Here is a 23,002-nt window from a genome sequence, read left to right as displayed (position 1 = left end):
TATTCAAAGAAATTGCACCAATTAAATATGCGTGAAGTTGTTATTATTTGCCTCGGAATTTTAGTGCTGTGGGCTTGTGGGGAAGAGCCAGATTGTGATTTGGAAGTACCAGAGAATAATATTACTGTAAATTTTTTTAATCGTGAAGATTCTACCCAGCAGTTCATGGAGTTTATTAGTGTAACAGAAAGAAGCACTGATCACGTGTTTTATAACTCTATGGATTCTTTGACGAGCTTTGAATTGAATCTGAATCCCACGGTCGATGAGGTCACTTATGTGTTTGTATCCAGCACTTCAGTAGATACATTGACGGTGAGTTATACCACCCAGCTTGAATGGTTATCCGAGGAATGTGGGCCTTATTTTTTCTACAGCAAATTGGATGTGGTTGGTTCTTCTTTTACTTACGACTTAGTTTCTACTTTTATCGATGTGACCATAGATGAGAACATTAAAATATATAATTAGTCTTTTTGTTCTGATTGTGAATTTCGGGGTGTCCGCTCAGGAAATAAAAAAAGAACAAAAGGTAAAAAAGGACTTTATGCCCTCAGAAGTCATTTTTGCAACAGATGTTATTGGTTTGGGGAAGACTTTGTTTTCAGACGAAACCAAACTTGAGTTTCATTCCAAAATTGATTTTCATCATTATTATCTCGCCGGAGAGTTGGGGATAGATAAAATAAACTTAACTGGAGAAGGCTTTGATTATAGCTCTGATGGCACGTTTTTTCGTCTTGGCCCACATGTGAATATGATGCCTTACAATAAGCACAGAAGCAGCATTTTTTTTGGAATCATGTATGCTAGAAGTAGTTTCAGTGATCATATCACTTACGCTCAATCAGATACAGGATGGGGAGAAGATCAATTGATTTATTCGAATGAAAATCTAGAGGCGCGTTGGTTTGAGGCTAATATGGGAATCAATGTGAATATAGCTGGCCCATTATATATGGGGTATACTGTTCGATTTAAGTTCTCCAAAAAACTTTCAGACAATGGCAAGCTTTTTCCTTTTGAAATCCCAGGATTTGGTCAGGCTGATAAAGGTAGTCAGTTTGGTTTCAACTACTATGTGATTTACAAATTGAGATTCAGAGATAAGCCCATTCCAAAGAGACCTGTGAAGATTCCTGAAAAAACTGAAAAGCAAGTACCTCCTGGTGGTTGATATGTTGTTTTTAGAACGTTACCGAGACTTTAGAAAGCTATTCATTAGTGCCTTCCTGTTGATTGCCTCATTATGTACAGGTATGTTGGGCTTTGTGATGATAGAAGGATTCAGTTGGGTAGAGTCCTTTTACATGGCAGTTATCACTTTCTCCACAGTAGGTTTCAATGAAATTTATCCATTATCTGAGAACGGGAGACTGTTTACAAGCATTTACATCATCTTCAACTTGATGATATTTGCTTATGTAGTGTCTGTTTTTTCTACTTACCTTTTTGAAGGTGAATTGAATAGACTCTACCGAAAGTATGTTTTTGGAAAAGAAGTTAAGAAAATGAAAGATCATATCATTGTTTGTGGATTTGGACGAAATGGCAGCCGGGCATGCGAAGAGTTGAGGAGTCAAAAGGTGGAATTTGTAGTTGTTGATCGGGACGAACAATTGATTGATATAATCCAGAATGTAAAGAAATATAAGTTTATCCTGGGAGACCCCACCCAAGAAGAAGTATTGGAAGAAGCGGGTATAGGAAAAGCCAAAGCATTGATTACTACCCTTCCCAGTGACGCAGAAAATGTTTTTCTGACGCTTACGGCCAAAGAATTAAACCCTGAGGTTAGAATTATTTCTCGTGCCTCTGAGGAGAATACCATCAAAAAGCTGAAGCAGGCAGGTGCTCAGCACGTGATCATGCCTGATGCCATTGGAGGCTTACACATGGCACAGCACATTACTAAACCATTTGTAATTGAATACTTGGATCAGTTGTCTGGCCATCAGGAGGATGGACTTACACTTGAGGAAGTTCGCTATGAAGATCTAAGGTCAGATTTTCAAGGACAAACTATTGAATCCATGGACATTAGAAATAGAACAGATGTGACCGTGGTAGGGCTCAATGACAAACATGGAAAGTTTGTATTCAACCCTTCTTCAAAAGTGATTATGGAGCCAGGAGTAGTTTTAGTAATTGTAGGGACTTACCCCAAGGTTCAGGATTTTAAGTCTGAGTATTTGAAATAAAAAAATCCCTACCATTTTACAATAGTAGGGATTGTATCTATTTATTGGATTGATTGATCAATCGTAGTAATCTAGTCCAAGGTTTGTAATCAAATCTTCACCAGCTAAGTATCTCAAGGTGTTTTTCAACTTCATCAACTGAACAAAAATGTCGTGTTGAGGTTTCAAACCTTTGGCAGCCTGTGGCGATTTCAAGTAGAATGACAACCACTCCTGGATCCCACCTTTCATGCCTGCTCTAGATGCCAAATCGAGGAACAAAGCCAAGTCAAGTACCAGTGGTGCTGCCAAGATAGAATCCTTGCATAAGAAATCCACTTTGATTTGCATCTTGTAGCCCAACCATCCTTTGATGTCTATATTATCCCAGCCTTCTTTGTCGTCGCCTCTTGGAGGGTAGTAGTTGATTCTTACTTTGTGGTAAAGATTACCATAAAGCTTTGGATGCAATTCTGGCTCTAATACTTGCTCCAAAACACCAAGTTTTGAAACTTCTTTCGTTTTGAAGTTGTCTGGATCGTCCAGTACTTCACCATCTCTGTTGCCCAGGATGTTTGTAGAGAACCAACCATCAATACCCAATGATCTTGCTTTCAAGCCAGGAGCCAGGATGGTTTTCATCAAAGTCTGTCCTGTTTTGAAATCTTTACCTGCGATAGGTGCGCCTGTTTGCTTAGCTAGCTCTACGATGGCGTCTACATCACACGAAAGGTTAGGAGCGCCATTGGCATAAGGAATGCCCATTTTGGCTGCTGCGTATGCATAAATCATACTTGGCGCAATGTCAGGATGATTGTTTTTCATCCCTTCTTCTAATTTTTCAAGAGTAGAGTGAACTTCTCCTTCTTCAATGTAGATTTCTGTAGATCCACACCACACCATGACGAGTCTATCGCATCCGTTCTCCTCTTTGAACTTTTTCATGTCGTCCATCAAAGCTTCCGCCAATTCCATTTTGTTGGCGTATCCAGTCTTGATGTGAGTTCCTTCAAGTCTTTTTACATAGTTTTTGTCGAAGACAGCTTTCATTGGCTTGATTTGTTCCAATTCGCTTTTCAACTCATTGAGCAGATCTTTGTCAAGAACCTTGGCATGCATGGCTGCTTCATAAGCATTATCTTCAAATACGTCCCATCCACCCAGCACTACATTTTCTAATGGAGCCAATGGAATGAAATCTTTAATTAAAGGATTTCTATTTTCTGTTCTTTTACCTAATCTGATGGTTCCCATCTGAGTCAATGAACCTATTGGATCAGATAATCCTTTTCTGATACTCAATACACCAGCCATGAAGGTAGTAGATACCGCACCCATGCCTGGGGTTAGAATGCCTAGCTTTCCTTTAGGCTCTTGAATTGTAATTTTGTCTGACATCTATAATCTATTTTAACGCTATTTTAACCAATGCTCGTTTCTGTACCAGTCAATGGTCTCCTGGATTCCTTCATAAAGGGTATACTTTGGCTCAATGGCCAAATCCTTATAGAAATCACGAGAATCGCACATCCAGTTCGAACATTTGAGTTCCTTTATTTTTTCAATATTTAACTGCGACAGGTTTCCAGAAAGTCTGGTATATATTTCTGAAAAAAATGCCACGACGTATACCACAAATAGTGGTAATTTTATTTTTAAAGTCTTTTTTGCCAAATACTTTTTGATGAGTAAATTGAACTTTTCATTATCATATTCTCCATTATCCGACAGAAAATACTTCTTGTTTTTAATAACCGAAGTTGTCGCTGCAACTATTCCTCTTGCTAAGTCTTTTACGTATATAAAGGACAACAATTGTAGCTTTCCCCCCACATACAATTCCAGGTTTTTATTAACCAAATCAAAAACTGGAAACATATCCTTATCACCAGGCCCAAAGACTGGAGGTGGGCGCAAAATTACATAAGGTAAAGAACAATTTTGCTCTATATACTCTTCTGCTTTTTTCTTGCTCCATCCATAGGCAGAAACAGGTTCTCCCACTTGATCAATTTTGATCATCTGGTCACCAGTACCAGGGGAAGAAGCCGCCAAACTGCTTACGAGAGTAAATTTTTTAACCTGTTGTCCTGTGTTTTCTAGCGCCTTGATCAAGTTAATGGTATAGGTGCAGTTGACCAATTCATATTCCGAATTGGAAGTGGTTTTTGTGATTCCGGCGTTGTGGATCACATAATCAATGGTGCCTTGATCCTCAACGAATTGATTTAGTGAGGAGGTCAGACTTTCTTCAGAGGTGAGATCTAGTTCTACGAACCCTATATTTTTGCCAGCCAAACTCGTTCGATTGCTTGATTTTCTGACTGCCGCAAATACGTTCAGATTTTCCGCTAGGGCATAATCCACCAAAAACTTACCTATAAATCCAGTCGCGCCTGTGATGATGATGTTCATGGATAAGTTTTGTAACGGGCGGAAAAATAACCTTTCATTGATTTCAATAAACCTATGGCCAATTAGGCTTTGTTGGCAACTAATGGAATCTCAACTTGTTCTTCCAATCCTGCAAAACCTATCATTTTTCTGGCCTTTATAAGTTTTTCTATTACGAAGTCGATCTGATCGTGCGAATGAGTAGACATCAGTGATAATCTAAGCAATGAACTATTGCTTGGTACGGCTGGAGAAATCACAGGGTTTACAAAGACACCTTCATTAAAAAGCATCTGCGTTACTTGGAACGTTTTAGTATTGTCTCTAACATAGATAGGCACTATTGGTGACTCTGTAGGGCCAATATCAAAGTCATTTTCTTTAAGGCATTTAATGGTATAGTTGGTATTACTCCAGAGTTTCTCCATTCTTTCAGGCTCTGATTTGATGATCTCTAAGGCGGCTAATGCACTGGCTGCAGATGCAGGAGGTATGCTTGCGCTGAATATTAATGATCGGGCTTGATGTTTCATGTATTCGATAGAGGTCTGATCCGCAACAACAAACCCTCCCAATGAAGCTAGTGATTTACTAAAAGTCCCTACAATAAAGTCCACTTCATTTTCCAAACCAAAATGAGAAGCTGTTCCAGCTCCTTGTTGTCCGAGTACTCCTACAGAGTGTGCGTCGTCTATGATGATCGTACCACCATATTTTTTTGATAGAGTAACGATTTCAGGCAATTTGACAATGTCTCCTTCCATGCTGAAAATACCATCTACCACAATCAATTTGATCGCATCATCTGGCAGTCTGCTCAATTGCTTTTCTAGTGATTTCATGTCATTGTGTTTAAACTTGATCACCTTTGAAAAAGACAATCGAGTTCCATCAATGATAGAGGCATGATCTAGCTCATCAATCAATATATAATCATTTCTGCCAGATAGGCAAGAAATTGTACCCAAGTTGGATTGGAATCCTGTACTAAATACAAGTGCTGCATCTTTTTTGAAGAATTCGGCCAAATTGTTTTCGAGCTGTACATGAAGATCTAATGTTCCATTGAGAAACCTTGATCCAGCACAGCCAGTCCCATATTTGTCAATAGCTAGTTTTGCTGCTTCCTTCACCTTGGGGTGGTTGGTCAATCCCAAATAGCTATTTGAGCCAAACATCAAGACTCTATTGCCATTGATAGAGACTTCGGTATCTTGATTAGAGGCAATTTCCCTAAAATATGGATATAGGCCATATTCTCTCGCTTGCTTAACGGCTGGGTGTATATTGTTCTCCAAACGTTGTCGTAAAATACTCATCAATTATCGGTTTTATAAAGAATCTATTGGTGCTTGATACCGTCCGTTTAGCTGATGTTTTTAGAATTATATTCCTCAAACAAGCAAATTACCAATTTATATTCTTTAGAATTCAATTAGTCCTTTTTTTATTTCGTTAGATTGCTTTTTTAAACAATCTGTGCTTTTTGTAAACTTTACCATTGATATTCTCAATGGCCTTGTTCATCATTTCATTATTTTCTAAGATCCAGGAAGCCTCTCCAAAGTTCATCCCTTTTCGTTTTGCTTCCTCAAAGGCTTTCATATAGAAATAGGCATCTATACCCAGCTTCCTATACCCTTCGACGATTCCAAGTGTTACTATACGTACCCTGTCAATATCTTTTTTGTGATAAAGCAACTTGAAAATACCAAAAGGCAGCAATCTTCCCCTTTTCAGTTTCTTCAGTGGTATGTTCATGTCCGGGATACTTAAGGTAAACCCTATTGGATTTCCATTGTGTTCCGCAATTAAGACAAAGTCAGGATCTACAATTTGCTTCATGTCTTTGGCTGCATGCTTAAATTCTGCATCCGTCATAGGCACAAAACCCCAGTTTTTCTCCCAGGCTGAGTTGTATATCTGAATGATCTTGTCGATCTCTTCTGAAAACTTCTTCAGATTGATTTTTCTAATAGTAATTCCCTTGCCATTTAAGCGTTCGAGAATTTTGTCAGACATGCGAATCAGTTTGTCTGGCACATCCTTTGTCAGGATTTTATAAGATAACAGATCCATGTCTTTCTCAAATCCATACTCTTCGAGAAACTCTTTATAGTATGGCATATTGTAAGGCATCATGATCGTAGGTGGTGAATCAAATCCTTCGATCAAAGTACCGCAAGTTTCGTTGGTTGAATAATTCTCTGGCCCAGCAAGTTTGGTCAGGCCTCTTTCCTTTTGCCATTCCGCAACAGTATCTAAAAGTGCTTCCGCTACCTCATACTTTTCGATGACATCAAAAAAACCGAATTTCCCTGATTGATCACCAGTGTATTCGAGATAGTTATTGTTTTTGACTGCTGCAACTCTTCCTACTATTTGAGCATTGTCATAGGCAAGAAAGAAATCCGCTTCTGAATGTTGGAAGAAGGGATGGCTTTTTTTATCCAAAAGATCTTTTTGGGCCAAAAATAATTCAGGTACATAATTCTCGTCATTTGCATATAGCTCATGAGGAAAATCAATAAATTTTTTTAAATCCTTTTTATCCTGAACCTTTCTTACTTCAATCATTCAATCTATTATGGTTGCTGCACACCATCAAAAAATAATGCGCAAAGATATATCTATTGGTTTTCTATTCATATTTAATTTTAAATATTGTAGGCTTTTCTAGTGCCCAAAACATTTAAAACAATTACCCAAGTGGTAATGCGTAATGTTGTGGTTATTGGACTCTCCGAATGTTTTGTTGAAATATTCAGAGAGCGATCTTAAAAACCGCCACCTACATTTATATTACGACAAGCAAATGGTGCATGTCACCCAATCAACAATCCATTTTTTTCTCTTATTGTAATAAATATTTTATTGATTCAACTTACAGGGTAAAATAGTAGCTCTGTGACAATTAAACCTATTTTAATGAAAAACATACGCTGGTTTATATTTGGTTTCTTTTCTGTTTCGATTGGACTGTATCCGATATTGTATGGTTTAGTTGATATGACTCAGGGCTTTCTTGGTGGAAAGTCCGTGGAGATTTTAAGCAGTGCTGTTTGGAACTGGGCGTTTTATCAGCACATCAGTATGGGTGCTGTGAGTATGTTGGCTGGCTGGATCCAGTTTAGTAAAAAGCTTAGGGATAAACGAATTGCTATTCATCGCCTTTTGGGTAAAGTATATGTTTCAGCCGTGCTATTAAGTGGAAGCGCGGGACTGTACCTTTCGTTTTATGTATCATAGCTGGTTTTGGATTTGGTACTATGGCACTGCTCTGGTTGGCCACTACGGCTATGGCCTTTTTGGCAGTGAAAAAGGGTGAGATAGTCGCTCATCAAAATTGGATGATTCGAAGTTATGCTTTGTGTTGGGCAGCAGTGACTTTAAGGCTTTGGCTGCCTGTTTTGCAAGGTGTGATAGGTTTAGATTTTATCGCGGCTTACCTGATAGTTTCTTGGCTTTGTTGGGTACCTAATTTGGTGGTGGCAGAAATGATGGTGACGAGCGTAAACATTCTGACTAGTCCTAAATAAGCGTTACAGATTTTAGGATAAAATATTAGATAGCATCTAGACCCTGAGACACTTGGCTTTTTTTATTGCTTTAAATTTATTCCGTTAGGGTTCATTTTATAATAACAATGTTCACAGGATTCCTTTATATTTTTAATTATTGTTGAACATGAAGTTACGTAGGTTGTCGTGCGGACCCATTTCTAGTTTTTTCTTTAGTCTGTTGACTTTTGTTTTTACAGAACCTACTGTAAGATGAATGACACCAGCTATTTCTTTATTCGACATTCCTATCTTGAGATAGGCGCTCAATTTTAAATCGTCATTGGTAAGGCCAGGGTTGATTTGTTTGAGGTTTTCAAAAAATAGGGGATGTACATCCTGAAAGTGGTTGTGAAAATTTTCCCAACTGTTGTCAATAGAATAACCATTCGCGATGGTCTTTTTTAGATCTCTAAAGTCAGGTGTTAATTCGTCACTTAACTTTTTCTCCAAGAAATTCACTTTTTGTTCCAAGTCTTGCAACAGTGAATTTTTTTCATGCGCTGCCATTGCCATGGTTGCCAATTCCCTTTCCTTGGCATGTATCGTGGCTTCTGCCAATTGTTTTTCTTTTTCTCTGAGTGCTTTTAGGTGTTGGTTTTTTTTTGATAATTCTTCATTGGCTTCTCGTTTGAGTTGGTAGGAGCGAATGGCTAGGAAGGCGATAATTGCGAGTAGGAATCCCAATCCAATCGAGCTTAGCAATAGATTGCGACCCTGGACAGCTTCGGCTTCTAGTCTGAGTATTTCCTTTTCTTTTTCAGAAAGCTGAAATTGAGACTCAAGTCTAGCAATGACTTCTTGTTTTTCCAGACTGAAAAGGCTGTCTTCTATCGTGTCAGCTTGCTTGTATAAAATCAATGCTTCTTCAGACTCACCTGTCAATTGTTTGAGTCTGGATAAGGCTAGCTTGATCCTAACGACTTCTCTAGGGGATTCAGACCTAATGATGAGTGCGCTATCCAAGTCAGCAATAGCTGATTGATAGTTGCCAAAACCTGCTTTAGAGATGCCTCTCGCATATAATATTTCACCTCGCGCGGTTTCATCAATGAGTATAGTCATGTCTATGGAATCCAGGATCTGTTTGGCTTCACTGAATTGACCATTATCAGCATAATAAGTGGCAAGCTGCACGGAATAATTGTTTCTGGCTTGTGGAGCCATAAGCGATAATGCTTTTTTGACATGAACTATGGCAGAGTCTAAATCACCCATATCACGATACAACAACCCCAAGTCATATTGAATATAAGACTCAGAATGTGGATTGGGATGCTCTTTGACTATTTGTAAACTTTTTAATAAGTAGCTTCTAGCAATATCATAGTTTTTATTATTCTTATGAGCAGCTGCCATTTTATTTTGCAATAGAATAACGTTGACGTGGTCTTCTGTTTCTTGAGCTAATTGTAGCGCGTCTTGACTTTCCATTATTACATCATCATACCTGGAAGTAACCATATAGCTGTAAAGCAGCAAATTGAAGATGTACAAATAATTGTGAGGAAATTGGCTGATCAAAAATTCCCGATGTTCATCAAGGAGTTTTTTAAGGTTCTCAAATTTTTCTGTTCGCAGCAGACCGCTTGCCTTAATTTCCAGGGCTAGCGCCAAATGTCTGGGGTTTGCCTGATCATATAACTCCAGCAACTGGTCTACATGATAGGAGGCCGTGTCATAGGAAAGTTTACTGTAATATTCCTCAGATATGAGGTAATGAATTTTTGGGTTGGAAAGTTTTTGTTCTACTGAATAGGTCAACGCCGTCTGCAAGTATCGAATAGTTTGATCTCTGCTTAAACTGTCCAGATGGTTTTCTATAGTTTCAATATAGTCTGGTAGACTAGTTTCGCTCAATGTATGAGAAGACGAATCCAGCCATGAGATCAATTCATGCTTGGAAAGTTTAATTGTGTCCGGTAGAGGCACCTCCGACTGTGGATGTGCCAGGTGCTGACAGAATATGCAAGTCAGTACTAGTGTAATTAATCTTCTCATGCGTCTTGATTGTCAAAAATCAGATACACAAAGAAAGTCAATTTATGGAATCTCATTCCCAGCGGTAGTTAAAACTTAGCTTGTATAAATTTTAGAGTTTTTCAAAGCTTTGAACTGTTGATATCCATTTGTTACCCATCAAATCTTTTGATAAGCGCCTTTAGTGTCTTTATTTGAGGCGTGCATTAGAAGCATTTAATAGCTATTCGGCTATAAGATCTTTTTAGGACCAGCATATGATTGCCGCAAGTAATTGCGGCAGGTCGGTGGTCGAATGATGGCCGACAATCACTCTTGATCAACTTAGTCGATAGAATACTAAATATGGTATTTCTAGCGAGGAGGAAGAGGGGTAGACAGGAAGTAGAAAGCTATTATGAGAAAGAAGGTAGCCGTTTACTAAGTTGAAAAGAGGGTGTCTGTTTATTTGATTGTCGCGTCAGAACCAGCATTTTGAAAGACAGATCACTGAATAATGGACACAGCAGCGAGTATTAAATAAGGCATGTGTTAGGGCATGCCTTATTTTAAAAATGGTAAAACAAAATGCAGCAGCGATGATTTACATAGACGCACTGATTTGTCCTTGGAATGTTTTCCTGCACTTAGGAAAGTATAAGAAAGGTATCATTTGTTTGATATTACAGATGACGATTGTCGGATGGTTGCCTGCTACGGCCTGGTCGATGGCTGTGATTCGAGGCACCAAGAGACGTTCAAGAAGAGGGATGTTTTATTCTTCATCTAATTAAATAGACTTCAAAAACCTAACGATAATTAATTAGTGCAGCGAAGGTGCAAGCCCTTCACGAACCTTTTCAAGTAGACTATTAAAAGACCTGGAGACGCTGGGTCTTTTTTTTATATAAACTTCATCATAAAATCTCTGAGACTATCATCCGCTTCTAATTCCAGTTTCTTTTTGAGACGATTGATATTCTTTTTTACTCCGGCAAGTGTGATGTTATTCATCTGGGCTATGACTTTATTATTGAGTCCCACTTTGATATAGGCACAAAGTCTAAGGTCATTTTGATTGAGTTCGTCATAGCTCTCTTTGAGTTTGTTGAAAAACTCCGGATGTACCTGTTCAAAATGATAGGTGAAAGCATTCCAGGACTCATTGCTGATATTAGATTTGATGGTTTGTTTAATCTCTTTGAGATCAGGGATGATTTTTTCATCCACTTTATCACCAATCTTTCCGATCTGATTTCCAATTTGCTGGAGTAGCTCATTTTTTTCGTGCGACAGCATGGTGATATTGGTAAGCTCCCGTTCTTTGAGTGCCAGAGATTCTTCAGACATTTTTTTCTCCGTTTCGCGCAAAGTCATGATTTCTTCGTTTTTGGAAACTAATTCATTGTTCTTCGATTCTATCATTTCATTTTTGTGATGGAGTTCCAGGTTTTTCCTTTGTTTGATCAGATAGGATCTGTAAAGAAGGATTAGAATGATGAATACCAATGCCGCAGCACCTATGGCCGCTTGGTTAATTGTTTTTTTCTGTTCAATTTCTTGTTCGTAGTCTAATTGAATTTTCTCTTGTGCAAAGGCAATGGAATCTTTTTCTTGCTGAAACTCATATTTAGCCTCCATTTTTGTGATAGCTTTTGTGTTTTCCTGATTGATCAAGCTATCGGCATATTGTTTGTATTTTAGGTGTGCATCAAAGGCATTTTTATAGTTTCCACGTTTACTCTCAAGATTGGAGAGTAATTCATAAGCTTTCTTTAATTCCTCAAAAGATTTAACTTCTTCGGCAATTGCAAGGCCATTGGCAGTGTGGGAGGAAGCAGAGGTGATATCATTTTGTTTCAGATACAATTCGGCAATAGTAAGATTAGTAGCAGCTATTTTTACCTGCTCACCAATCTCCTGATGTAATTTTAGCGATTGGTTTTGCATCTCTAATGCCTTTTGAACCTTCCCTAATTTATTGTAAACCTCTCCCAGGTTATTATAACAAGCTGCGATGCCATAAGGATCATCCATTTCCATGTATATAGCAAAAGACTTGTTTAGATATTCAATGGCTCTGTCGTATTCAGCCAGTTGAATGAAGACGAACCCTATGCTGTTCAGGCTTTCAGCGATACCGTTGGTGTATTCTAGTTCCTCTCTGACTTTAAGCGATTTTTCATAGTACTTTAGAGCTTCCCGATATTCATTTTGAGAGACAAATACATTTCCAATATCATTAAGTGTGGAGGCTAAATATCTTTTGTTGTTTACTTTTTCAAAAATTTCTGCAGATTGGAAATAATACTCAAGAGCTTGTAAGTATAAGCCCTGCTCCGAAAATGTATTACCTATCTTCATCAGTATTGAAGGGTAGTTTCTCGATTTTCCCATAGCTTCTTTTAGATCGAGCGTTTTGTTGTAATATGCCCTTGCTATCTCATAGTTTCCTTTTATTAAATGATACCCACCCAAATTAAGATGGCTGAAAACAAGACCGGGTTTATCGTCTATTAGCGTTTGTCCTTCAATCGCTTTGTTAAAAAGAAATTCAACGGTATCTAAGTCACCACCCTCGAGGTATGCCGAAGCTGCTCTGGCATAAGCGAGTGCTTCTCCTTTTTTATATGAAATCCTCTTTGAATAATCTAATGCAAGTTCACATTCACGAAGTGCTTCTCTGGTCATATTTCGAAGCAGGTAAAATCTTGACATGACAAAAATTATATCCACTTTGGCAACCTCATCTTCTATTTGATCGGCGAGCTCTCCGGCCATTTTTAGATGATTCATCATTTCCGTCGAATCTGTATTAGAATATCTTCGGGCCAGATGCAGATGTGTTGCAATGCGGGCACTGTCTGTAAGTTCTCCTTTAAGTCTTTCTAAATGCTTGTCATTCATCTTCTTGGTTTGAGAAAATGCAGGAAATTGAAACATTACAAAAAGTAGAGTTAGAAAAAGAATTTTTGTTGATAACCCATTTCCTGGCGTTCTATTAGTTTTCACTTCCATTATTATTTGCTCATTTGGTATCATAATCATTTTATCAATTATAAGCTTACAAATATACGTTTTTGAAGTTCACTTACGGGTGTACCTGAAAAATGTAATTAATTGATAACCAGATGATTAAAAACAGTTCACCCTTTTGTCACCCCCCCATTTCTGGGAAATATGGTGATTATCCATTCTTCTTTGCATAGGTCTTTTGAACTAGCATTTGAAAATGTCGCATAGCCGTGACTTTGAATTTCAAGTGGTTCAAAGATTCAACTAAATGATTAACACATTGCTATGAAAGAAAAATTAATACTCGTACTAGGAGCGCTTTTTGGATTTTTGTCACTTTCACTATTCGGACAAAGTTTAAGTGGAACCTACACCATAGGTAACTCATCAGGATTAGAAGATTATTCGACGATAACCGCTGCGATAAACGCTTTGCAAGCTGGCACCATCACAGGTGATATTACACTACAGCTTGGAGCTGAGACTTACAACGAAACAGTGGATTTGAGTTCGCTCAACAATGGAGCATTTACGGTTACCCTTTCCGGTGTCAACAGTAGTAATACGATCATTCATCCCGTGGATAGTATCGTGGCTGATAAGTCAGGGATTTCGCTTGCAAATACAAACAACGTGATACTGGAGAATTTCAAATTGGAAATGGATGATATTTCTTCTGTCAAAGTGGATTACGATCTCAATGAAACGAAGGGGATCAATATGGAGAATGCCTCGAATATTGCGTTGAATAATCTTACGCTGTCCAATTCCAATTTTAGCTTAAGTCAGGCTATGACAGAATATATTGCTTCGGCAATATCTCTCCTGGAGGTAAATGCAGTATCCATTAGCTCTTGCGATGTTAGCGGGGCTGGCATGCTCGTTTTTATTGACGGTTATTCCGGTCTCTCGATAGCAGACAACAACTTTAGTGAGGGGCAATTCCATATTTACAATTTTCAAAGTATGGACGTTGATGGCGATGATTTAGCGATAGATGGTAATTCTTTTCAGGGTCCTTTTCCAACAGGCAGACAGGCAGCCGCCATTTATCTGGATGAAACCGCACATGATCCAGACAACATCTCCTATTACGCCACAAATGTTAGCATTACAAATAACACTATCGATGGGGTGACTGCTGGTTCATCAGATGATAGTTATGGAATGTATATTAGTATGACTAATGAGCCGGAGATTCAGAGCAACCTCGTGGAGAACAGCTGTGAAGGCATTTTTGTGGGTCGTAATTATTCTGCACGTGTGGTATCAAATGAGATATACGCTACATCTTCCAAATCGCTCGAACTCAATGCAGCACTTGGAACCACGGTTGCCAACAATATCATTGAATCCAATTATCCTATCCATTTAAATTTTACGGATGATACAAGATTGATTCACAATACGCTGGTAAGCACTGGTAGTAATCCAGCACTGTGGGGTGCTTTCCTTAGCGGAGATAGTTTGGAGATATACAACAATATATTTTCAGTAACCAATGCAGCTACACAAGAGGTATTTTTATCAGTAGCGCAGGCTGATGAAGTCAGAATTGATCATAACTTATATTCAGGAAATGCGAATACCTACACCATAGAAGCAGGTATTGGTCCTATCATAGGCGGCACACAATATCAGGCTGCGACTTTATCTGAATGGCAGGGTTTGCAAACAGATTATGATCAAAGCTCGCAAAGCTTTTCTCCAACCTTCATGGGCTCAGACGACTTTCACATCACAAGCTTTTCTGATTACCGTTTCGGTACTTTCATTGACGGTGTGACCAGTGATATTGACGGAGACCTGCGAAATGCCGTTACAGGAGTGGATGTTGGGGCAGATCAGCACTGCTGCCTTCCTGCACCAACCATTACCGCATTCTCTCCTCAATCCGGTCCAATTGGCACAAATGTTACCATCTTCGGTGACAACTTTGATGAAACACCTTCCAACAACATTGTTTACTTCGGTGCTACCCAAGCTACTGTTATGGCAGCCAGCCAATATGAATTATTGGTGGAAGTGCCAGCCGGAGCTACTCGCGAACCCATTTCGGTTCTCGTGAACGGACTAATAGCCAAATCCGCCAAGCCATTTGCTGTGACCTTCGAGAGTGACGGCAATCTATCTGAAAACTCCTTCGATGAACCTATTACTCTTTTTGGAGGTGAGTTCCCTTCAGATGTTGTATTTGGAGATATGGATGGTGATGGACATGCTGACCTTATCGTGGGAGATAATAGTAACAGCACTGTCACGATCTATCCCAACGCCAGCACAGGACCTGGAGATATCAGTTTTGGTACCGCATCAAGCTATGATCTGCTCGAAACTACTTACGACATTTTAGTTGATGACTTTGATGGAGATGGCAGACTGGACGTAGCAGTGGGATATACGAATGCTGGTTATGTTTCAGTTTTCCGAAACACCAGTGGCTCCTTTTTAAGTCTGGGAGAAAGACAAGATTTTGCAATCACTGGCAACAGTTATTGGATAGCCTCAGCCGATATCGATGGAGATGGCAGGGTAGACCTGTTGACCATGGATACTGAGAATGATTCTATCTATGTACTGAGCAATACGAGTTCAGGTGTGGACAACATCGATTTTGCCTTAGCTCAATCTTTAAAAACAGGATCGCTTGGGCAGCATTTCGTAGTAGGAGATATAGATCAGGACAACCTGCCTGATATCATTGCCGCAAGTGAGACGGACGTGGCTTTAAATGTTTTCCTCAATACGGGGTCATTTAGTTTTTCAGCCAAGCAAGATTTTGCTCTTAATTCGAGCCCCAACTTCGTCATGCTGGGAGATGTTGATGGAGATGGCATTCAGGATTTGGCGTCCGCAAATGATGGCCTTTCTCTGACAGTATTTATCAATTCGAGTACTGATAACAACTTGGTGCTTTCGGCTACTGATTTTGCCAATACAGGAGGTACACCTTTAGATGATCTCAATGGAGATGGTAAATTGGAGCTCATAAGTAGTGACTATTATGATGGAATCTATTTAAGCAAGAATACGAGTACAGTGGGGGTACCAGCTTTTGATCCTGAGTTCAACATTCCGCAAGGAAGTAACTTTAATTCATACAATGCTGTCAGTGGTGATCTGGACAATAATGGTGAACCGGAGTTGGTTGATATGGGAGCTGGTGTTTTAATTGCTGGCCTGAAGATTTATCGCAATTTGGGCTCGGGAAATAGCTTCAAGAGCTTCAGCTTTGCTGAACAATCTGCTCCCGCCACCATAGATACGGACAATCACACCATTGATATCACGCTGGAGGATTGTTCGGATCCCACAACCCTTGTGGCAACTTTTGAGCTTTCTCCAGGTGCAACCGCTGTCATTCCATCAGGGGCAGGAGCTACACCAGTTACAAGTGGTGTTACTTCCTACGATTACTCAGACCCAATTGTCTTTTTGGTCACTTCAGAAGATGGAGCCAACCAGATCTGGACTGTCACTGTCAATTATGGAAATATATCGGATAATGTCACGGAAAACATCGATGTATGTGATAGCTATGCATTCGATGGACAAACACTGACAACTTCGGGTCAATATTTTGCCTCGTTCACCAACAAAGTAGGCTGCGATAGTTTGGTTACCCTGAATCTTAATATTCTGGATTCAGATGATATCGTGCAAAATGTGGATGCTTGTGAAAGCTATGAATTTGATGGTGCTACTTTAACTGCATCTGGTCAATACCAGGCACTATTCACCAATCAGCATAGTTGTGACAGTCTAGTTACCCTGAATCTTACTATAAACACATCTGATGATGTAGTGGAATCAGTTACGACCTGTGATTCTTACGAATTCGATAGCGAGGTATTGATAAGTACAGGTCAGTATCAGGCGCTATTCACCAATGAACATGGATGCGACAGTTTGGTAACACTGAACTTGACCATAAACGAATCAGATGTTGTTGAAGAAACAATTAGTTCGTGTGATAGTTATGAATTCAATGGCGAAACCTTAACTGTCACAGGTCAATATGATGGTTTATTTACCAACATCTACGGTTGCGATAGCCTCGTGACATTGAATCTAAGTATTCTAGAAGCCACTTCGAGCAGTGAAGACATTGAGGCTTGTGACAGCTACGAATGGAATGGAACGACTTACACCGAATCAGGAAGCTATCAGTTTGTCTCCGCTAACGACGATGGATGTGACCATACAGAGACACTGAACCTTACCATCTCAGAAAGTCCAACTGCAGAAATCGAACGGGATGGCGAGTTTCTTCTCGCAAATGAAGTGACGGGAGCGACTTATCAATGGTACAACTGCGAAACGGAGGAAGCCATTGCAAATTCAGATAACCGCTTGTTTAGTCCACCTGCCAGTGGAAGCTATTACTTAGAAATTGATAATGGCACCTGTATATCTGTTTCGGAGTGCACCGAGTTTGAAATCACTGTTCTTGGCGTGGAGGGTCAAAGCCAGTTTCAGGTCTACCCCAATCCGATCTCTGATCAGTTTACGATTCAGCTGGCAGCATTTCACTCAGACGTTACTGTTCAGCTCGTGGATTTACACGGAAAAATCGCATTTCAGCAAGATTTTAGAAATACATCTACAATCCCATTGAATGTAGACTTGAAGCCTGGTCTGTACGTCCTCAAAGTCCACCAAGGGAGTTCTGAGACCACACAAAAGATATTTAAGACTAACTAAGACTGTGGTAGGCGCGGGATTTAAGCCCTGATCAAAAGGTCGGGAGTTTTATCTAAACCGCTGGTCTTAAAACCAATACAGAAATGAAAAGTAAAATAATCTTTTTATCCTTCATGCTTCTTACGATGGCGAACTTTTGTTTCTCTCAAACAGATGTTTCCTTCGAATTGATCCAGCCGGCTTCATCACCAGCTATAGATCTGGATTTGGTGAAAGGTAGTAAGTTGGGTGGCAACCAGATTTATGATATGGATGGAGACGGTGACAATGATTTCTTGTTTTATGCTGCAAGTGCTGGTTTTCCGGATTATCATTTCATTGCATACATCAATGATGGCGAAAACCATTACAGGCGTATAGAGATGGAAGCTGAACCAGGGATTTCAGGTTTGGCGACTGAGCCTATTGTGCGTTTTGCCGATCTGAACAGGGACGGGATCAATGACCTAGTGATTGGTGGTGAGAAGGCCTTAGCTAACTCAAATGACGCTGGAGCTACCAGAGTTTTCTTTGGTGATAGCGAGGGGCAACTCCACTATCAGAGTCAGCTTGTTTTGCAAAGTACTCATAGTGGTGATTTCCGATTAGTCGATTTCAATGGCGATACCCATCCTGACATCTTTCTGATCTCCAGTCTATATGGAACTTCCTTGCTCCTCAATGATGGTGCGGGAAACTTCTCGGAGGCAGAAAAAACGGGTTTTACGGATAAGCTTACACTTCGTCTCGCCGTTTCCAAATTCTACGACGGAGGAGTAGATGTAATTGTTCACATCTACGATGGTGGATTGACTAATGTAATTTATCGCTACGAGGAGGGTACATTTACCGAAGTGATCAGGGATTTCAGAACAATCAATAGTCCTTATCATGCCCTGGAATTCGGAGATGCCAACGGCGATGGTTACCCAGACTTATTCATTTTAGACGTTGATCAAACGCTTCTTTATCTCAATGATCAATCAGGAAATTATGTGTTAGATACATCCAACGATTTCGATGACCTTAGTGCATACCACAACTATTCCCTACATTTTGAGGAATTAAATAATGATGGAGCAGATGAAATAGCATTTGCAATATCAGAAGATGAATTGGCCATATTCTGGAATGATAGCGAGGGAAATTATGGTGAGCACGATAGCTATGTAATAACTGATTTCAGAAGGGTTCCGTTTGGCGATGTTAGCGGAGATGGTTATCCGGATATTGTCAATTATGGGACGCGAGACATTTCTGATCCTAGCATCACCTCTGATGAAACTATCCCTCTAATATTTATCAATGACCAGGCAAACGGATTTGACAGTGCAGCATTCAATATCACACCTGAGTTCAGAGATGGGGACATTGCATTTTTTGATGCCAATGAGGATGGTGCCCCTGATATGCTTGTGAGTGGAGCATATTACGTTGGTACGGAGAGCATTACTGAATTGTACCTCAATGATGGTGCAGGTGAATTTACCCTTACTTCAGGACTTCCATTCGAAGGGTTGGAATATGCCAGTATGGCCACATCAGATTTCAATGGAGATGAACACGAGGATGTTGTGCTTTCTGGTCTCGAACAAAACGATGAGGCCAAAACCACGATATATCTGGGTGATGGAGCCGGAGGCTTTGCTGAAGATTTTTCTAATAGCCTCAGAGGTATCTTAGGAGAATCAATAGCTTTTGATGCCAATGGCGATCAATATCCTGATGTATTGATTATTGGCAGAGACATTTCGGATGTATTGTTTGCGGAGCTTTACCTGAACGATGGTTTTGGAACAATGACCCTCCATGTAGCAGGATTGACCGGACTAGATAGTGTAAGTGTGGCGACCGGAGACGTGGATGCCGATCAAGACATTGACCTTTTGATCAAAGGAGTGGACGCTTCGGATATGAACCAGACGCTGCTTTACCTGAATGACGGATTGGGCAACTTCACTGAAGCAACTGATACGGGTCTGGCTTCCCTGGCGGATGGAAGGGCACTGATGTTTGATGTCGATGGTGACAAGGATCTGGACATTTACCTGTCAGGTGGAGGACAATTTCTTGTTTATAAAAATGATGGATTCGGAAATTTCACTGGAGCACAGAGTGATGAAGGAGCGTTTCGTACAGCAGCCATTGCTGGTGATATTGATCTGGACGGAGATCTGGATCTGATCGAGTCCGGAAAATGGGCGAATGACTATGAAGATGGGGGTGTGCCTCGAACGTTTGTGTACTTCAATGACGGATCGGGCAACTTTACCAAAGCAAGCGTGGGAGCGCTTCATGGAATATTTGACAGTGCGCTGGCCTTGGCAGATATTGACGGTGACCTGGATTTAGACTTTATGCTTTCTGGCCCTGTTGAGGATTATTTGGACAACTCATCCCGATTGTACAGAAATACTTCGTGCGGTTCTACTGCCACAGTAAATCAGGAAGTGAGTAGCTGCACGGCATATAATTTTTACGGAACGATCCTAAACACAACCGGCAATTACCAAAATATAATCTATAGCATAGATGGTTGTGCTCGAACTGTAAATCTCGATTTTATATTTACAGGAGACAGTGAAACGATTTCTGCATCAGCCTGTGATAGTTATGAATTTGATGGTCAAACCATAACAACTTCTGGCTTATACCAGGCAGTATATACCAACCAATATGCTTGTGATAGTCTGGTAACATTGAATCTCGCCATACTAACTGATGAGGTGGAAGTAGACATTGATGCCTGCGACAGCTATGAGCTCGATGGAGCAACCTATTCCATATCAGGTCAGTACTTCGGTTTTTTTACCAATCAGCATGGGTGCGACAGTGTGGTCACCGTTAACCTCACTATTTTGGAAAGGACAGAAGGTTCTGAAGACGTAGAGATGTGCAATAGTTACGATTGGGAAGGGACAAACTATTCAGTTTCTGGAATCTATCAGGAGACATTGATCAATGCAGCTGGGTGTGATAGTACGGCTACACTCAATTTAACTATTCTGGAAGAACCAGTTGCTCAAATACAACTGGATGAAGATTTTATATTGGCAGAGTCAGTGGAGGACGCCACCTATCAGTGGTACGATTGTGATACAGAAACGGCACTTGAAGGTGAAAATCAATTGACTTTAAGTCCGCCCGCAGCAGGAAGTTTTTATGTAGCCGTAGACAATGGCTCTTGTGCGTCAGTTTCTGAGTGTATTGATTTTGAAGATGTGGTCATGTCCATATCTCAGGACTTCATTTCACCAAGTGCTTATCCAAATCCAACTTCGTCTCATATAAAATTAGATCTTGAACAAGAATATGAAACTATAGAAGTGGAGGTAATGACCATTGCTGGCCACCTTGTTAATCACATTATAAAGTCAAATACGAATGAAATTGTTATTGATCTGGGAGATAAAAAGGGTGAGAGTACTTACCGACGGATCGGTTATTGAAAACCTTCGAGTCATCAAAGAATAGACACAACAACGACCAGCAGCAGGGAAGGTGCAAGCCCTTCCTACCTTTTCAAGCAGAACCAAAAAGACCCGGAGACGCCAGGTCTTTTTTGTGTCACTTGAAAAATATAAATAGGGTATTTTTGTGTTTCCTCTTTTTTACTTTAGAGAGTAAAAGTAGCTATGAGAAAGATTACTACTGGTTTATTGGTTCTGTGCCATGCCCTATTCATCCCCACTCGGGCACAACAATCCGAACTTTGGGGCGTCAGTCCGGTGTTCGGCAATGAGGATGCGGGTTATATCTACAAGTCAGATGGTAATGGAGAGAATTTAGAAATCGTTCACCTTTTTGAAGGAGGAGAAATGGGCTCCATGCCAATATGGGGATTAACCCAAGGTGCTGATGAAAAAATATATGGAGGGACGTCTGCAGGAGGAGCCTTTGATGGCGGTGTTTTATTTGCCATTGATCAGTCAAGTTACAATTACGAAGTGTTACATCATTTTTCGGGCGGCATTCCATTAGGTACAATGACCTTGGGATCTAATGGCAAGCTATATGGTTTTATTTCAGGTGGAATGGATGTCCTCTTTGAATTTGACCCAACTTCGAGTGAGTACACTGAACTGCACGAATTTGAGAAGGCCACTGGACGCCTAACTTTCGGAGACAATAGATTGGTTGAAGTCTCGGATAATGTATACTATGGTTTTACCGAATATGGAGGTGTAGCAGACCGAGGTGTGATTTTCAAATATAATATTGAGGCCGCCATCTACGAGGTAGTATTTGAATTTGATGGCTCAGAAGAACTCGGGAGATCGCCAACGAGCCTCGCCATGAATAGTGAAGGTCAACTCTATGGAGTCACTTCCTGGCTTGATGGCAGGATTTTCCAATTCGATATAGCAACCAATACCTACAGTACCATCTTTCGTCTGACCGATACGCAGGGTATAAATGCAGGCATATTGTTGGCATCAGACGGCAACTATTACGGAACCACAGGCACAGGCGGTACAGAAGGGCACGGTTCGCTATATAGGTTTAATACTGGTACTGGTTCGCAAGAGACATTGCACAGTTTTCTTGAGTTTTCTGGTCCGCACATTCCGGATGCGCCAGTCTTGGCGTCGGCCAATGGCAAATTGTATGGCAATACGAGGTATGTCTCTTATGGCAATGCTGGCATCACCATTTTCGAATATGATATGGACACTGAGACATTTGGCGTGATTTCTCAGCTTTCAGGAGGCCTGGCAGCTTATCCGTTGGTAGAAATGCAATTGCCTTGTAAGGAAGATAATGAAACTCTGGAAAAGGTGGCCTGTGGCAGTTATACATTCGATGGAAACGAACAAACACAGTCTGGTGAATATATTGGAAGTTTTACTAACCAGCTTGGGTGTGACAGTCTGGTCACATTGAATCTTACCATTTTATCTGAAACTGATTGCATCACACAGGTAGCTACCATTACTCCTGATATTAGTGTATTTCCAAATCCGTCTACAGATGGAATGGTTCGATTTCTGGGGTTAGAAACAACTACAGAGTATAGCCTATTCAATGCTACTGGACAGCTTATACAAACTGGGGTTATCCAACAAAATGAACAAATAAAGCTTCCACAAAGTCATGGGTTTTATTTTGCGCATATCATTACACCAAAGGGAGTGAAAAAGGTGAAAATACTAACCTATACCAATCAATGATTAATGTCTCAAAACGGAAAATTTGATCGTCACTCAGGTA

At 40.1% G+C, this 23,002-nt stretch carries 13 protein-coding genes and 1 pseudogene; 8 read left to right on the top strand and 6 right to left on the bottom strand.

Going from position 1 to position 23,002, the window contains the following annotated elements:
- The first annotated feature begins 27 nt into the window (after window positions 1–27).
- From B9A58_RS07630 to B9A58_RS07620, 3 genes are read left to right on the top strand one after another with little or no spacing between them, the layout of a single operon-like run.
- Entirely contained in the window at window positions 28–471 is a 444-nt protein-coding gene (locus B9A58_RS07630; RefSeq protein WP_084371861.1) for a DUF6452 family protein, read from the top strand.
- Window positions 446–1,177, top strand: a complete 732-nt coding sequence (locus B9A58_RS07625) for a DUF6048 family protein (RefSeq protein WP_084371860.1) — start codon at window positions 446–448, stop codon at window positions 1,175–1,177. The genes B9A58_RS07630 and B9A58_RS07625 overlap by 26 nt, the downstream gene beginning before the upstream one ends.
- Window position 1,178: 1 nt before the next feature.
- A complete protein-coding gene (locus B9A58_RS07620) occupies window positions 1,179–2,201 on the top strand; it encodes a potassium channel family protein (protein ID WP_084371859.1) in 1,023 nt (340 codons plus the stop codon).
- A 57-nt stretch (window positions 2,202–2,258) separates the two neighbouring features.
- Here the strand turns inward: B9A58_RS07620 and B9A58_RS07615 are convergent, their stop codons facing one another.
- From B9A58_RS07615 to B9A58_RS07600, 4 genes are all read right to left on the bottom strand, one after another.
- Window positions 2,259–3,578 carry an inositol-3-phosphate synthase gene (locus B9A58_RS07615; protein ID WP_084371858.1) on the bottom strand — a complete coding sequence of 440 codons (1,320 nt, stop codon included), beginning with the start codon at window positions 3,576–3,578 and terminating at the stop codon, window positions 2,259–2,261.
- An 18-nt stretch (window positions 3,579–3,596) separates the two neighbouring features.
- Window positions 3,597–4,595 carry an NAD-dependent epimerase/dehydratase family protein gene (locus B9A58_RS07610; protein ID WP_084371857.1) on the bottom strand — a complete coding sequence of 333 codons (999 nt, stop codon included), beginning with the start codon at window positions 4,593–4,595 and terminating at the stop codon, window positions 3,597–3,599.
- A gap of 62 nt (window positions 4,596–4,657) precedes the next feature.
- A complete protein-coding gene (spt, locus tag B9A58_RS07605) occupies window positions 4,658–5,893 on the bottom strand; it encodes a serine palmitoyltransferase (protein WP_084371856.1) in 1,236 nt (411 codons plus the stop codon).
- Between the two features lie 136 nt (window positions 5,894–6,029).
- Window positions 6,030–7,151 (bottom strand): hypothetical protein, encoded by a 1,122-nt coding sequence (locus B9A58_RS07600; RefSeq protein ID WP_084371855.1) that lies wholly within the window; start codon window positions 7,149–7,151, stop codon window positions 6,030–6,032.
- 351 nt (window positions 7,152–7,502) lie between these two features.
- On the opposite strand from B9A58_RS07600, the pseudogene B9A58_RS20605 reads away from it, so the two are divergent.
- Window positions 7,503–8,113: pseudogene (locus B9A58_RS20605) on the top strand (DUF2306 domain-containing protein).
- Window positions 8,114–8,245: 132 nt separating this feature from the next.
- Here B9A58_RS20605 and B9A58_RS07590 read toward each other — a convergent pair.
- The gene (locus tag B9A58_RS07590; protein WP_084371854.1) at window positions 8,246–10,135 is read right to left on the bottom strand and encodes a tetratricopeptide repeat protein; all 1,890 of its coding nucleotides are present in this window, start codon (window positions 10,133–10,135) and stop codon (window positions 8,246–8,248) included.
- A gap of 557 nt (window positions 10,136–10,692) precedes the next feature.
- Here B9A58_RS07590 and B9A58_RS20190 point away from each other — a divergent pair.
- Complete coding sequence (locus B9A58_RS20190) at window positions 10,693–10,887, top strand: hypothetical protein (protein ID WP_221407824.1); 195 nt, start codon at window positions 10,693–10,695, stop codon at window positions 10,885–10,887.
- A 109-nt stretch (window positions 10,888–10,996) separates the two neighbouring features.
- Here the strand turns inward: B9A58_RS20190 and B9A58_RS07580 are convergent, their stop codons facing one another.
- Window positions 10,997–13,000 carry a tetratricopeptide repeat protein gene (locus B9A58_RS07580; RefSeq protein ID WP_176214714.1) on the bottom strand — a complete coding sequence of 668 codons (2,004 nt, stop codon included), beginning with the start codon at window positions 12,998–13,000 and terminating at the stop codon, window positions 10,997–10,999.
- A 393-nt stretch (window positions 13,001–13,393) separates the two neighbouring features.
- Between B9A58_RS07580 and B9A58_RS07575 the strand changes: the two genes are divergently transcribed.
- The 3 genes from B9A58_RS07575 (at window position 13,394) to B9A58_RS07565 (ending at window position 22,962) form a co-directional block, all read left to right on the top strand.
- A complete protein-coding gene (locus B9A58_RS07575) occupies window positions 13,394–17,812 on the top strand; it encodes an FG-GAP-like repeat-containing protein (RefSeq protein ID WP_084371851.1) in 4,419 nt (1,472 codons plus the stop codon).
- 83 nt (window positions 17,813–17,895) lie between these two features.
- On the top strand, window positions 17,896–21,240 hold the full coding sequence (locus tag B9A58_RS07570; protein WP_139793790.1) for a T9SS type A sorting domain-containing protein: 3,345 nt from the start codon (window positions 17,896–17,898) through the stop codon (window positions 21,238–21,240).
- A gap of 186 nt (window positions 21,241–21,426) precedes the next feature.
- Window positions 21,427–22,962, top strand: coding sequence for a choice-of-anchor tandem repeat GloVer-containing protein (locus B9A58_RS07565; protein ID WP_084371849.1), 1,536 nt, complete (start codon window positions 21,427–21,429; stop codon window positions 22,960–22,962).
- Window positions 22,963–23,002: the final 40 nt, after the last annotated feature.

It is taken from the genome of Reichenbachiella faecimaris (assembly GCF_900176375.1).
Classification (GTDB): Bacteria; Bacteroidota; Bacteroidia; order Cytophagales; family Cyclobacteriaceae; genus Reichenbachiella; species Reichenbachiella faecimaris.
The sequence above is the reverse complement of the archived record's forward strand: the minus strand, read 5'-3'. Positions and strand labels throughout refer to the sequence as shown.